General features: G+C 43.1%; 13 protein-coding genes. 5 read left to right on the forward strand and 8 right to left on the reverse strand.

Going from position 1 to position 13,471, the window contains the following annotated elements:
- The first annotated feature begins 4 nt into the window (after positions 1-4).
- From tdh to IHV80_RS19680, 3 genes are all read left to right on the forward strand, one after another.
- Positions 5-1,036 (forward strand): L-threonine 3-dehydrogenase, encoded by a 1,032-nt coding sequence (tdh, locus tag IHV80_RS19670; RefSeq protein ID WP_009845596.1) that lies wholly within the window; start codon positions 5-7, stop codon positions 1,034-1,036.
- Between the two features lie 152 nt (positions 1,037-1,188).
- A complete protein-coding gene (locus IHV80_RS19675; RefSeq protein WP_086712657.1) occupies positions 1,189-1,521 on the forward strand; it encodes a lipoprotein in 333 nt (110 codons plus the stop codon).
- A gap of 336 nt (positions 1,522-1,857) precedes the next feature.
- Complete coding sequence (locus tag IHV80_RS19680; RefSeq protein ID WP_192891976.1) at positions 1,858-2,718, forward strand: hypothetical protein; 861 nt, start codon at positions 1,858-1,860, stop codon at positions 2,716-2,718.
- A gap of 219 nt (positions 2,719-2,937) precedes the next feature.
- On the opposite strand, the gene IHV80_RS19685 is transcribed toward IHV80_RS19680, so the two are convergent.
- From IHV80_RS19685 to IHV80_RS19700, 4 genes are all read right to left on the reverse strand, one after another.
- Positions 2,938-3,285, reverse strand: coding sequence for a hypothetical protein (locus IHV80_RS19685; protein ID WP_192891977.1), 348 nt, complete (start codon positions 3,283-3,285; stop codon positions 2,938-2,940).
- Between the two features lie 507 nt (positions 3,286-3,792).
- Positions 3,793-5,016 (reverse strand): DUF819 family protein, encoded by a 1,224-nt coding sequence (locus IHV80_RS19690; RefSeq protein ID WP_065112819.1) that lies wholly within the window; start codon positions 5,014-5,016, stop codon positions 3,793-3,795.
- A gap of 529 nt (positions 5,017-5,545) precedes the next feature.
- The gene (locus tag IHV80_RS19695; RefSeq protein WP_192891978.1) at positions 5,546-7,468 is read right to left on the reverse strand and encodes a monovalent cation:proton antiporter-2 (CPA2) family protein; all 1,923 of its coding nucleotides are present in this window, start codon (positions 7,466-7,468) and stop codon (positions 5,546-5,548) included.
- Positions 7,469-7,471: 3 nt separating this feature from the next.
- Positions 7,472-8,086 (reverse strand): NAD(P)H-dependent oxidoreductase, encoded by a 615-nt coding sequence (locus IHV80_RS19700; RefSeq protein ID WP_192891979.1) that lies wholly within the window; start codon positions 8,084-8,086, stop codon positions 7,472-7,474.
- A gap of 320 nt (positions 8,087-8,406) precedes the next feature.
- Between IHV80_RS19700 and IHV80_RS19705 the strand changes: the two genes are divergently transcribed.
- Positions 8,407-9,483: a threonine aldolase family protein gene (locus tag IHV80_RS19705; RefSeq protein WP_192891980.1), complete on the forward strand. Its 1,077-nt coding sequence runs from the start codon at positions 8,407-8,409 to the stop codon at positions 9,481-9,483.
- A gap of 102 nt (positions 9,484-9,585) precedes the next feature.
- Here the strand turns inward: IHV80_RS19705 and IHV80_RS25355 are convergent, their stop codons facing one another.
- A complete protein-coding gene (locus tag IHV80_RS25355) occupies positions 9,586-9,711 on the reverse strand; it encodes a hypothetical protein (protein ID WP_017060906.1) in 126 nt (41 codons plus the stop codon).
- A 318-nt stretch (positions 9,712-10,029) separates the two neighbouring features.
- On the opposite strand from IHV80_RS25355, the gene IHV80_RS19710 reads away from it, so the two are divergent.
- Positions 10,030-10,464 (forward strand): YccF domain-containing protein, encoded by a 435-nt coding sequence (locus tag IHV80_RS19710; RefSeq protein WP_017075771.1) that lies wholly within the window; start codon positions 10,030-10,032, stop codon positions 10,462-10,464.
- Between the two features lie 150 nt (positions 10,465-10,614).
- Here the strand turns inward: IHV80_RS19710 and IHV80_RS19715 are convergent, their stop codons facing one another.
- The 3 genes from IHV80_RS19715 to IHV80_RS19725 form a co-directional block, all read right to left on the reverse strand.
- Positions 10,615-11,538 (reverse strand): hypothetical protein, encoded by a 924-nt coding sequence (locus tag IHV80_RS19715; RefSeq protein WP_192891981.1) that lies wholly within the window; start codon positions 11,536-11,538, stop codon positions 10,615-10,617.
- A gap of 237 nt (positions 11,539-11,775) precedes the next feature.
- The gene (gene yiaY, locus IHV80_RS19720) at positions 11,776-12,924 is read right to left on the reverse strand and encodes an L-threonine dehydrogenase (protein ID WP_192891982.1); all 1,149 of its coding nucleotides are present in this window, start codon (positions 12,922-12,924) and stop codon (positions 11,776-11,778) included.
- 239 nt (positions 12,925-13,163) lie between these two features.
- Positions 13,164-13,349, reverse strand: coding sequence for a hypothetical protein (locus IHV80_RS19725; protein ID WP_192891983.1), 186 nt, complete (start codon positions 13,347-13,349; stop codon positions 13,164-13,166).
- Positions 13,350-13,471 lie beyond the last annotated feature (122 nt).

The raw sequence follows: 13,471 nt of genomic DNA on the forward strand, positions 1-13,471 counted from the left end.
CATTATGAAAATTAAAGCACTTTCTAAGCTTAAGCCTGAAGAAGGCATCTGGATGACCGAGGTTGAAAAACCTGAAATGGGTCATAATGATCTTCTTATCCGTATTAAGAAAACCGCAATTTGTGGTACTGACGTACATATCTACAACTGGGATGAGTGGTCACAAAACACAATCCCAGTACCAATGGTAGTAGGTCACGAATACGTGGGTGAAGTTGTTGGCATCGGCCAAGAAGTTCGTGGTTTTGAAATCGGCGACCGTGTATCTGGCGAAGGTCACATCACATGTGGTCACTGTCGTAACTGTCGTGGCGGCCGTACTCACCTTTGTCGTAACACAACAGGTGTTGGTGTAAACCGCACTGGTGCGTTCTCTGAGTTCCTTGTGATTCCTGCGTTCAACGCATTTAAGATCCCTGCAGAAATCTCTGACGATCTAGCATCAATCTTTGACCCGTTTGGTAACGCAGTACATACAGCGCTTTCTTTCGACCTAGTAGGCGAAGACGTGCTGATCACTGGTGCTGGTCCAATCGGTATCATGGCTGCTGCTGTAGCTAAGCACGTTGGTGCTCGTCACGTTGTCATTACTGACGTAAACGAATACCGCCTAGACCTTGCTCGTCAAATGGGTGTAACTCGCGCAGTAAACGTGATGGAAGAGAAGCTTGAAGACGTAATGTCTGATCTTGGCATGACTGAAGGCTTCGATGTCGGCCTAGAAATGTCAGGTAACCCATCTGCGTTCAACAGCATGCTGACTAACATGAACCACGGCGGTAAGATCTCTCTATTAGGTATTCCACCATCAGACATGGCGGTAGACTGGAACCAAGTAATCTTCAAAGGCTTGGTTATCAAAGGTATCTACGGTCGTGAGATGTTCGAAACTTGGTACAAGATGGCTTCATTGATTCAATCTGGCCTAGATCTAACACCAATCATTACTCACCACTACAAAGTGGACGACTTCCAGAAAGGCTTCGACATGATGCGCTCTGGTATGTCAGGTAAGGTAATCCTAGATTGGGAATAATTCTGAGTTAGGAAGCTAACTTAAGAAAGCTTAATAGAAAGGCGACAGTTTTTACTGTCGCCTTTTTTGTTGGAACATCGTACTTTAAACTTATGCAGTAATTATATAGAATAGCACTCCTTAAACTATTTAGTCATTTGGAGTGTTCTTTCATGAAACGTGTACTCGCGCTCGCTTCACTAGCTTTAGTTTTAACAGGCTGTACTAATGTGACTCATGTGGAAACGGGTAAGCAGATTCTGTTGCTAGAAGAAGTTTCCAACGCTGCTCTTCTGACTTCCTATCAGCCCGGAGTTTACGAGCAAATGGGTATGAAAGACGGTTATGAACTATATCGCCCTGTCGCGGCGGAAACGACGAACTATATTGGCTCACAAAACCGTTATATCGCAGTAAAAGAGATTGGTAATGAATCAGAAGTTTGCATTCCAGATTCGTTAAACTTTTTTTGGTGTACGACAGCACCAACAAAGATGATTAAATAGTGACTCTTCTTATCTAATGATTACCTGTCACTAACGGAAAGTCGTCTGCTTAGTTACTCACTTGAGATGAGTGAATGATGGTTAAGCTCTAAGGCACTATTATTTCAATAGCAGTGGATGGTAAACGTTAAAGTAATCGCTACTACTTAGTTCATCAAATTGTAAATAGGGCAGAATGTTTATCGAGAACACTCTGCTTTTTACTCGACAACTTCTCTTCATACTTAATCTGTAATTCCTCCGTAATTATTCGATGTCGCTGAATGGCCATTTTGAATACCGGCAATCCTTAAAATACGCGCAATACACCGCGTTTAACTTTTAAAGAGGGCTTCAATGGCTTGTAAACCACTTGCACTGATAATAACGGGAATATTATTAACGCCGAATTTTGCGACCGCTAAGATCGACATTTCGAAAACTGAAAGCGACCAAGCAGCAGAACAGGCAGCAAAGGAACTTGCAAACCCCAACACAGCTTACGCTAGCCTTAACCTAAAACTTCAATATTCTGCTGGGTATGATGGAGGAGGGGATAGTTTTGCTACGGTTCTGCAGCCGACTCTGCCATTTCCTATGGATAATGGTGACAAAGTGATCTTCCGTCCGGCTATTTCTTATGTGCAAAATGGTTTTCATGAGGACAGGCCGGCAAGCGCACAGGATATGGATCAGTCTGGCGTTACAGACATCTCATTTGATTTAGCTTATGCGCCTAAAATTGAGGGGGGTACTATTGTTGCTTTTGGTCTCTTTGCTTCTTTGCCAACGGGGAGTAATGATTTAACAGCGGATCAATTTGCTATCGGGCCTGAGTTTATGCTCGGGAAGGCGAGTAGTGAACGAGTTGTAGGTATGTTCCCCAACCACTTATATGGTGTGTCTGGAGACGGAGCCGAACATTCTGATACTCGAATCAACAGGACATCGACTCAAGTCTTTTGGGTGGAAATATTAGGTGGTGGTTGGACGGTAGGCTCTGCACCGACATTCTCGTATGACTGGAATAAGGATCAGGCGGAAATTCCGTTAAATATCAGCGTTAGTAAAACTACGGTCCTGAACGGACGCCCTTGGAAGTTCGGCATTGAAGCGAACTATTACCTTGAGAAAGACGAAGAAACACGTCCTGATTTTATGTTGAGCTTTAATATCAGCCCTGTGGTGGAAAATAAGCTAGCGTCTTTATTCGATTAGTTGGATTTCTTTTGTGACATTAAATAGGCTAAAGGTTCAGTATTGACATTACTAGAGGTTGCTTTAGCCATTTAACTGAAAATCTCGACCCAACATATACTTAATGAGGCATAAACAAAATAACCAAAGATGACAATTAAGAATAACCACACTCCAATATCTTTTTTAAATTTATCAAGGATATTTCTCATTCTGTATATTCCTCGTAATTTAAACTAACTATGAATTTGGTTTTCTACCAACCGGATTTGGTCTACATTTTCGATTCTTAATAAAGAGCGCTAATGGCGAGTTCGTGACAATCTCTTGTCTTGCTTCTTCTGTCTCTTTCAGCTGTTTACAGTGAGCAAATTGAAATGGGTTGCAGTGGCTTTTCTTGGTGTAGCCGAATACATTGGTTTGGTAGCAGATAAACCATTCGTCACTGCTAAAGCTAGATACAACGATACCCATGTCGTAAAACTCTAACAGTCCATTCGCGTCAATCTTTATGCTGTGCGCTCGTATTCGATAATTTAGGTACTGACCTTTATCAAGCTTTGTCGATTTTACTTTCCAATTCTTCATTCCTGCTCCTAGAGGAAAGTGTTCTTTGTGGGAGAGTTTGGTTCTTTGAGAGAAGTAATTTGGGATAGTTTCATTTTATAACCATTCATATATTTATTGTTATACAGTTTTGTGGGTGGCGACTTTCAATCTTGCAGGACTTGGTTTGTCGCCATACATTCTTTTTTGTTGAAGTTCTTCTCTTTAGTTTAATTTTCTCTATGGGGATAGATGCTAAACACATACGGCTTGCTGCGCAATATGACAGATGTATGTATAAATTTAACCGACGTTAAATTAGTTTGAATGTAAACAATGCAAAGAGAGTAGAAGGGAAGAGTAATTAATCGATTTTGTTTTAGGAAGGAAGTAGAAATAGCCGTTTGATAAGTTCTAATAATCAAATATCAGCATAAATTTAAGTTGTAATTCCTGTTTCAGTGCGTCTTGGTAACGCAAATAAAAAATCCGATATTGGCGAACCAATATCGGATTTTTATATTCAATGAATTGTTTGGTGAAACTCTATTAACCCGCTGCAGCCTGCATGATTAGGCCACAGATGTAAGCGCCGTATGTGCCTAGTGCGTAACCAAGTACCGCCATTAGGATACCTACTGGAGCCAATGCCGGGTGGAATGCCGCCGCTACGATAGGAGCCGATGCTGCGCCACCAACGTTAGCTTGGCTACCAACTGCCATGAAGAACAATGGTGCGCGGATAAGCTTTGCCATCACAATCATTAGAATGGCATGGATAGTTAGCCATGTGATACCAATGAAGAAGTAGCCTGGATTGTCTAAGATAGCCGTCACATCCATTTGCATACCGATGGTTGCAACTAGGATGTAGATGAATGCCGAGCCTACTTTTGATGCGCCACTGTGCTCAAGGCTGCGTGTTGATTTGAAGCATGATGCGATGAGCGCGAACGTTGTTACCATTACGATTAACCAGAAGAAACCTGATGTAAGGCTGTATTTCGCGAGTTCTGGTGCGTTGGTCGAAATCCAAGGTGCGATTAGGTCACTGAATAGGTGAGCTAGGCCGGTAAGACCGAATGCAATTCCCGTGATCTTCATTAGATCGGTTGTGGTCGTTGGGCGAGCGTTCTCTTCTTGGTATTTAGAAACCGTCTCTTTTAGCTCTTCGATAGATGAAGTATCTGCTTTTAACCATGCGTCAATCTTCTTCTGACGACCAGCCATGATAAGTAATACGGCCATCCAAATGTTTGCGCAGATAACGTCTACTGTAATCATTGCAGAGAAGAGTTGGTCATCAACCTCAAATACTTCTTTCATAGCGGCTTGGTTTGCACCACCGCCAATCCAAGAACCTGCAACGGTTGTTAGGCCTCGCCATACGTCACCAGATACAAGGTCAGGGTTGATTTGGTCGATGATCAAGATAGCCAGAGGACCACCAATGATGATGCCGACAGTACCGGTAAGGAACATGATGACGGCTTTCGAACCTAGTCCAAAAATCTTACGTAGGTCTGCTGAGATGATCAGAAGAACTAATGCACTTGGCAGTAGGTAGCGACTTGCTACGAAGTATAGCTTGGAGTTTGACGCATCAATGATGCCGAAGCTGTTCAACAATGAAGGAACAAAGTAACAGAGCAATAAACCCGGAACGAACGAGTAGAATTTTTTCAGTGCGCTATTTTGGCTACTTTCCGTGATAAAAACACCGCCAAGAATAACAGCTAACATGCCCATTATTACAGCATCATTAGTAATCATTATTATATCTCCTTTAAGGTGAGCGCAAAGGTCTCACTTTTTGAATTGCAGGACTATACCGATAACTTCCATTCGTTACAAATTGTAACGATAGACACATATTGAAACGTTTATGTTAATTCAAATGGTTTGTATTTGTGAATGTAGCGCGTAATTTATTGGTTCTGTGAATGATTTTGTTGGGGTGAGGCAGGCTGATTTTGATATATGCAATGTTATTCAAACCCCTGAAAATGGTCATTGCGATTTTAGTTGGCAAGTGAGTCGCTAAAATGAGTGCATATATAGCCATGTTTAAGGTATGGTTTATACAATGAGGTAATGTTTCATAATTGTAAAAACTGAATTCATTTTTGACGGGTAGCTTGAGATTGAAAATTATAACTGGATCACATAAATCTCGTGGTTCATCTGATTCAGGTCCGGTGTTTTGGCTTCATCGGTCGCGCTGTTCGTATCTAGACAATGAAAAAGCGGCCCGAGAGCCGCTTTTTTAATGGTTACTTAGAGTGTTTATTAGAATTCCCGCTTAGCTTTCTTCTTCCTCAAAGCCGTCAGCATAGCCTTTCGGTGGCGGTGTCCAACCTCGTTCTGAGCGAGAGTGCTTATCTGAGCGATCTTTTTTCATATCTTCTTTCATTGCTTCTTCTAGATGAATAAAGATCTGTCGGTAGTTGTTGTCGTAGCGTGGGTTCTCTTCCGCTTCAGACCAAGCTTGGTAGAGCTTTTCAGACTTACGACTTTCAACACGCTGATACGTTGATTTTTGCTGTTCAACGAAGAATGGGTGGTGACCTAAAGAACGCAAGGCTTCTGCCCCCATTTCGAGTGCTGAGTGGTACGTTTCTGATTCTACAAAATCGGCACCGGCTTCTCTTAGGCGATAGCTGTGACCACGGTCGAATGCTCGCGCTAAGATTTTCACTTTAGGGTAGGTGTGTTTAACGTATTTCACTAATTCAACGCTTGAGTCTTGGTTATCGATAGCGACGACAAGCATTGCGGCTTCTTCAATTCCTGCGGTATGCAATAAGTCGTGACGAGTCGCATCACCAAAGTAAGATTTGATATTGATGGAGCGTAATAAATCTACTTGGTTGGCTTGGTGATCGAGAACCACAGTATTGACATCATTCGATACCAATAAGCGGTTAACGATCTGACCGAATCGGCCAATACCAGCAATGATGACCGTGCCTTTCTCTTCGATGGTATCTTCTTCACGGTCGTTAGATTTTTGTTCGTAACGAGGCAGAATTACTTTATCAAACAGGATGAACAAGCCAGGAGTTAAGAACATCGAAAGGGCGACAACCAGCGACAGTGTTTGAACAATATCAGAGGGCAGCACATGGTTTTGGGCTGAGAAGCTCAGTAGTACAAAACCAAACTCACCGGCTTGCGCCAAGCTCAACGTAAACAACCATCGGTCGCTATTTTTGATTTTAAAGATTAGCGCCAGTGTGAACAGTACTAATGCTTTGAGTGCCATTACACCCAGCGTTAAACCAATGATGAGCCCAAAGTCGTTAAACAGAACACCAAAATCGATCCCAGCACCTACCGTAATGAAGAACAGACCAAGCAACAGCCCTTTGAATGGGTCAATGTTCGATTCCAGTTCGTGTCTGAATTCGCTGTTGGCAAGTACAACGCCTGCTAAGAATGTCCCAAGCGCTGGAGACAAACCAACAAGGCTCATCAGCGCGGCAATACCAATAACCAACATCAGTGCCGTTGCAGTGAAGATCTCACGTAGGCCAGAGCTTGCAACAAAGCGGAAGAGTGGACGACTTAGGTAATGTCCGCCTACAACCACGATTGCGATGGAAGCCGTAATAACAAGGCCATATGCCCAACTTGGTAAGCCTGCAACCAAACTTAACTCATCGTGATGTGCTGCAGTTTGTGCAGCGCTTTCTGCCAAGGCAACCAGTTCAGGAAGAGCTAGTAAGGGAATGAATGCCAACATAGGAATGACGGCGATATCTTGGAATAGTAAGACCGAGAAAGCATTCTTACCGCCTTCTGTCTTTGATAGCCCTTTCTCATTAAACGTTTGAAGAACAATCGCGGTAGATGAAAGCGCGAAGATCAAGCCAATGGTGAGAGCGATCGTCCAAGGTTGCCCGAAGAACAATGCAATACCCATGACAATGGCCGTTGTGCCGCCGACTTGTAAGCCGCCGAGCCCCATAAGACGGTTTCTCATTGCCCAAAGCATCTTAGGCTCAAGTTCCAGCCCGACTAAGAACAACATCATCACCACACCGAATTCGGCAAAGTGTTGAATGGTTGTGGTCTCTTCGCCAACTAAGCCAATAATTGGACCAATCACTACACCGGCAATCAGGTAACCAAGCACAGAACCGAGGCCAAGCCTTTTGGCGATAGGGACAGCGATGACTGCCGCGAGCAAATAGATAAATGCTTGTAGAAAATATCCTGTCATGATCTAACCTCTGCTCATCATTTCATCAACGTAGTGGTTTAGCTTTTCAGCCTTGCTTGCCTTTTTAAGGTCGACTTCGCCAGCAACAAAAGCCTCTAAAAGCGTTTTATAGCTGTTTACGTGATCTTGAATTCGGCCTTCTTCCAACGCAGTTCGTGAACCAAACAAAGCCAATGGGGCTAAGTAGTTCATGCCGCATAAAGAAGCCGTTTGTTCGATTGGGTGAAGCAGTTCACGTATCGTGAAGTGGTTATAGCCATCAGTTTGATAAGCATCTTTCTTGCCGCCAGCGGTGATACTGCATAACAAGCTTTTACCTTGCAGTTCATTACCGTCAGTGCCATAGGCAAATCCGTATTCTAGGACAAGGTCTTGCCACTCTTTGAGAATCGCGGGTGTTGAGTACCAATATAGTGGGAATTGAAAAATGATGATGTCATGGTCTAACAGGCGTTTCTGTTCACGATCGATGTTGATTTTGAAGGTCGGATATTCTGCATAGAGATCGACACAGGTTACCCCATCAATGCGCTTGGCTTGCTCAAATAAGGGTTTGTTAGCTTCAGAGCGATGCTGAGAAGGGTGGGCGAATAGCACCAAGACTCGATTTTTCGACATATAGCCCTCTTTGTCCATTAACGAATAATGTTTATTGGAATTATAGATATACAATAATAGAAGAATGATTGAAGAACAACGAATTAGCCCATACTCATCTCTTCAGATGCGGGTGGTTTTTGAGTGTCGTACTTATTATCTGAAATCGGGTATAAAACACACGTCAGTTTTTGTGTTTTTGGCACATCCTGCCTATGACTGAGTAAAACTAATTATTCGCGAATAATAAAAGCGAATAGGCGCATTTTATGTCACGGTTGACGGACAACGTAAATAATTCAATCACCCTACATAGAACAACAATGAACAAAGGAAAAGCTATGAGCACGGACTTGCGTCAACAATGTAACTTGCTGCTTTCTGGCCACTTCGATCCAACACCAGCTCAAACCTTTGCGCAAATGGCTGAATGGTGCGAAACACATGATGTGACTCACGATACCTATGGTGATGGCGATTTTATTGAGAGTTTCGAAAACAAAGTAGCTGATTTGCTCGGCTATGAGGCCGCCGTGTTTGTGATTACAGGCACCATGAACCAACCAACAGCACTAGAGATTGCTTGCCAAGAAAAAAGAAACCCTTTAGTGGCTATGCATGAATCCAGCCATATCATGCGCCATGAACGCCAAGGGTATCAGCTCCAGAACCGTTTCAACGTACTTCCTGTTGGCAACGTGTTCCGAACTTGGAACGTAGATGACCTGAAGGCTTGGCCAGACGAAATTGCAGCTGCGCTTTATGAACTTCCAATGCGTGAAATCGGCGGGCAGCTTCCTGAGTGGGATGAGCTTGAAGCGATAAAGCAGTACTGCAAAGAACAATCGATTCATCTGCATATGGATGGGGCTCGTTTGTGGGAGTGCGGCGCGTATTATCAAAAGTCATATAGCGAGATCGCTCAAGGTTTCGATACCGCTTATGTGTCGCTCTATAAAGGGTTAAACGGCCTTGGTGGTTCGCTGCTATTAGGTGATAAGGCTTTCGTAGCAAAAGCAGCGGCATGGATGAAGCGTCAGGGTGGGAATGTTTATCATCGCACGCCTTATGTGGTTTCGGCAGCAATGCAGTTTGATCAACGACTCGAGATGATGCCTGCTTTGTATGAACGCACCATTCAGGTTTACCAGATATTACAAGATTACCCTCAATTCACGATTAATCCGCAGCAGCCTCAAGTAAATATGCTGCATCTTTATTTACCCGTAAGTTATGAAGACGGCATTATCGCAAGAGACAATATTGCTAAGAAGCATAAGATTTGGATAGGAAACCCAGCAATGAGCGAGCTACCAAATCAATGTAAAATTGAGTGGTATGTGGGTGATAACTTATTGAATTTACCCGATCATGAGCTGATCGACATTCTAGATTTTATTAACGAAGAGCTGATTTAATTAACGAAGAGTTGAATTGATTGCAGCAGAAGTTGGCTAACTGAGATGAATACAGGGCATGCTTCCTGTATTCATTTTACGCCAATAGGATAGTGGGGCTTGTTACATATATTGGTTGATGTACACATCGACTAAAAACATGAATACAGGCACCGTGCTGAGAAGTCCGAAGAAGACGATTGGCACCCAGTTTTTCATTTTCTTTTTAGGTTGCTCAGTGTTGTTCATAAGTTCGGCCTTAAATTAGTTGTCGAGTCTGCGCTATTGATGACCACTGAATTACGTAATGATTAAATGTAGCCATGATAATATCAGTCGCAGGATCTATTTATCTTTGTGATATCCCATAAAATCTACGAGTATGGTATCAAATAAAATCGATGATCCCTACGCGGATTTGGCGTTTCGTGGTGTGTATCAATCACAGAAAATGTAGGCGATTCATAAGCGGTTCATAAAGACTCAATAATAATGAACCTATTAGAACAAGTATTGCCTTATTCGGCATATGAAATAAACAGCATTCAAAGATTTGGAGAAGACAACATGAGAACAATAGGAAACATCATTTGGTTTCTGTTTGGTGGCGTATTTATGGGACTGGCTTGGTGGTTCTTCGGACTGCTCGCATTCCTCACCATCGTTGGTATCCCATGGGGTAGAGCGTGTTTTGTAATGGGTAATTTCTCATTCTTCCCATTCGGTCAAGAAGCGATTTCTCGTGATGAATTGACGAATGAAACTGACATCGGTACCAGCCCGCTAGGTATGATTGGTAACATTATTTGGTTCTTATTTGCAGGAATCTGGCTTGCGATTGGCCACATCATGTCAGCAGTGGCGTGTTTCATTACTATCATTGGTATTCCGTTTGCGATTCAGCATCTTAAGCTAGCGGTTATCTCATTGGCGCCAATCGGCAAAACAGTTGTCGACAAGCGTGAAGCAGAAGCGGCACGAGTAAGAAACTACAAAGGTTAAGGCTACAGCTTAAGTCTTAGATAGAACTGAAAAAGCACATCACATGATGTGCTTTTTTTGTGCCTCGGTTCCTATATCACTATGCCCACATCTCACAAACACCAACTAGACGCTAGTGGGCTAGGCACTGTTTAACTAGATATTATTTAATTAGACATTGTTGAACAGGACTTCAAGTCGAAGAGTGATGTTGGCTTCTTCGGTATGTTTCTCATAGGGCTCTCGTTCCCATTGATAGCGCGGAATCAGTTCGTAGAATAGCCACTCTTTCCAAATGTTTTCTCGGTAGGTTATCGACACCTGTGAATATTCGTAGTGGTTATACGGTTCGCTGGTTGCTGTGATAGTGGCGCTGTATTGCAGAGCTTGGTCTTGAGAAAGATAGTGATACAAAGTTAGCCCCGTGCCGTAGTCCCAGCCTTTAAGGTCGTCGTTATAGCCTGCAAAGTTCGACCATCGCGCTAAGAAGTCATCACTTAAAGAAAGATCAAAATCGATATCGGTGATCTCCCCAGTTTCGTGTTTTTCTTGATACAAACGTTGAGTAAGCCTGAATATGACGTCGGTTGTTAGAGGGTAGGTAAAACGGTAGCGAGCTTCAATACGAGGACGCAGTGTCGCTTTAATATTGAAGCTACTGTAACCCTTGGCATAAGCATCGTAACGTAGGCCGAGTGCGCTTTCTAATTCATCTGAATCTTGCGGAAAGAAATCCAAGAACTCTTCATCGCCAACCGATTCATAGATTAACTTCAAGCGTTTACTGACAAAGGGCAAGTGCAAGCGAGCTTTGAGTTTGGTGTTGTATTCAACATCACCTCCCTCAATGTAAGTAAAGTCATTGTACCAACGTACAGAGGTGCCCGCTCGCGCATCTTCAGTCATACGATCATCCACAAAAAAGCTGTCAAACCACAATGCGGGTTGGCAAAATTTACTGTTTAGGTAGTGGTAAGCCTTTTCGACAGGGGCGTCTTCTAACGGCTGACTGTGACACTCGTTTGGTTCCTCTGCTTGGGCGGAGTGGGCAACGAGCGAAGCTAATAATGAGGTGTTAACTATCCAACGACTCAATGGAACCTGTTTGTCATTCTATATATCAATAGATTGACTATAACCAAGCGATCGCAACAATGCGACTTTTTAGTGGTGAGTAGTTAGTGATTAGTCGCTACTGATTAGTGATGAGGGTAAAGGTCTGAAAGGTATCGACAGATAAAAGAAAACGGGCTCAGAAGGTGAGCCCGTTTGTTTAACTATTTGTTTTTAGCAAGAGCCGCGTGTTTCTAGCTCGAATAACTTGTCGCTAGATTACATTGCTGCTTCGAAGATCGCTGAGATTTCTTCGTGAGTTGCTTGTTTAGGGTTAGTGAAACCACAAGCGTCTTTTAGTGCGTTGTCAGAAAGAGTCGGGATGTCTTCTAGCTTAGCACCAAGCTGCGCGATACCCGTTGGGATATTGACATCGTTTGCTAGTTGAACAATCGCGTTGATAGCCGCTTCTGCGCCTTGCTCTGGTGTCATGCCTTCAATATTCACACCCATCGCTTTTGCAACGTCACGTAGACGCTCTGGGCAAACTTGCGCGTTGTAGCGTTGAACGTGTGGTAGCAAGATAGCGTTACATACACCGTGTGGAAGGTCGTAGAAACCACCCAGTTGGTGCGCCATTGCATGAACGTAACCCAATGAAGCGTTGTTGAATGCCATGCCAGCCATGAACTGTGCGTAAGCCATTTGCTCACGAGCTTCAATGTCTTCGCCGTGCGCTACGGCTGTTCTTAGGTGTGCTTGCACAAGTTCAATTGCTTTAATTGCTACTGCGTCTGTGATTGGCGTTGCTGCGATAGAAACGTAAGCCTCGATTGCGTGTGTTAACGCATCCATGCCTGTTGCAGCCGTTAGTGATGCAGGTTTAGCAAGCATCAACTCAGGATCGTTTACTGAGATAAGTGGTGTTGTGTGTTTATCAACGATAGCCATCTTAATGTGACGAGCTTCGTCAGTAATGATGCAGAAACGCGTCATTTCAGAAGCTGTACCTGCTGTTGTGTTGATAGCAATTAGAGGCATCATTGGTTTTTCTGACTGATCAACGCCTTCGTAGTCTGCAATCTTGCCACCGTTAGAAGCAACTAGAGCGATACCTTTTGCACAATCGTGTGGAGAACCGCCACCTAGAGAAACAACGAAATCACAATCGTTGTCAGTTAGTAATTCAAGACCATCGTTAACGTTCGTGATGGTTGGGTTGGGTTGAGTGCCGTCGAATACAACTGCGTCTACGCCGCGTTGGCTAAGTAGGTCTTGTACCTGTTTAACCACACCAATTTGGTTAAGGATCTTATCCGTAACGATCAGACCTTTTTTGAAGCCTTGAGACTGAATGCTATCAGCAGCATCTTTCAAACAGCCAGTACCCATGAAGTTGATTGTAGGGATATAAAATGCAGTAGACATTGGAAAACTCCGTTAATTATGATTTTTTAATTTCCTACATGTTGTCGGCAATCAACTGGTCGACCATTGATCTGGAACAACTTTGATTCCGAACTACCACTTTGTGGCTATGCGTTGTGATAGGGCTCATATAGCAATCGTTTTTATGGTTTTCTTATGTGTTTATTGTCAGCAATGGAAAGCGAACTATTGATTGACTTAAGAACAGAATGGCGATCTATAACCATGAAAAGTAAAGATTACTCACTCAAAGTCGGTTCAAGTTCAGTTTGTGTCGAAGGTTTACTTGAGTCATCGTTAGCTTCAATTTGAGGTTGTTGAGGCTCATCGGTATCTAAGGCATCAGAGGTGTCTTCTGGTTCTTGATCATAATACTTTACAAGGAATGGGGTGAGCATGACGGATGACGGTAAGAAGTGCTTCATGGTACCTCCCGGTACTTAAGGGTATTTCTTGTATGGTATTGGTTTAATATGTGGCAAAATTTGCGATACATCATGACTTGTTGTTTGTTTTCTATAAATTATTAGAACTATATTCAGGCTCA

The sequence above is a fragment of the Vibrio bathopelagicus genome (assembly GCF_014879975.1).
Taxonomy (GTDB): domain Bacteria; phylum Pseudomonadota; class Gammaproteobacteria; order Enterobacterales; family Vibrionaceae; genus Vibrio; species Vibrio bathopelagicus.

Coding starts and splice junctions, on each gene's coding strand:
- tdh (WP_009845596.1), top strand. CDS start 5: ATGAAAATTAAAGCACTTTCTAAGCTTAAGCCTGAAGAAGGCATCTGG.
- IHV80_RS19675 (WP_086712657.1), top strand. CDS start 1,189: ATGAAACGTGTACTCGCGCTCGCTTCACTAGCTTTAGTTTTAACAGGC.
- IHV80_RS19680 (WP_192891976.1), top strand. CDS start 1,858: ATGGCTTGTAAACCACTTGCACTGATAATAACGGGAATATTATTAACG.
- IHV80_RS19685 (WP_192891977.1), bottom strand. CDS start 3,285: ATGAAGAATTGGAAAGTAAAATCGACAAAGCTTGATAAAGGTCAGTAC.
- IHV80_RS19690 (WP_065112819.1), bottom strand. CDS start 5,016: ATGATTACTAATGATGCTGTAATAATGGGCATGTTAGCTGTTATTCTT.
- IHV80_RS19695 (WP_192891978.1), bottom strand. CDS start 7,468: ATGACAGGATATTTTCTACAAGCATTTATCTATTTGCTCGCGGCAGTC.
- IHV80_RS19700 (WP_192891979.1), bottom strand. CDS start 8,086: ATGTCGAAAAATCGAGTCTTGGTGCTATTCGCCCACCCTTCTCAGCAT.
- IHV80_RS19705 (WP_192891980.1), top strand. CDS start 8,407: ATGAGCACGGACTTGCGTCAACAATGTAACTTGCTGCTTTCTGGCCAC.
- IHV80_RS25355 (WP_017060906.1), bottom strand. CDS start 9,711: ATGAACAACACTGAGCAACCTAAAAAGAAAATGAAAAACTGGGTGCCA.
- IHV80_RS19710 (WP_017075771.1), top strand. CDS start 10,030: ATGAGAACAATAGGAAACATCATTTGGTTTCTGTTTGGTGGCGTATTT.
- yiaY (WP_192891982.1), bottom strand. CDS start 12,924: ATGTCTACTGCATTTTATATCCCTACAATCAACTTCATGGGTACTGGC.
- IHV80_RS19725 (WP_192891983.1), bottom strand. CDS start 13,349: ATGAAGCACTTCTTACCGTCATCCGTCATGCTCACCCCATTCCTTGTA.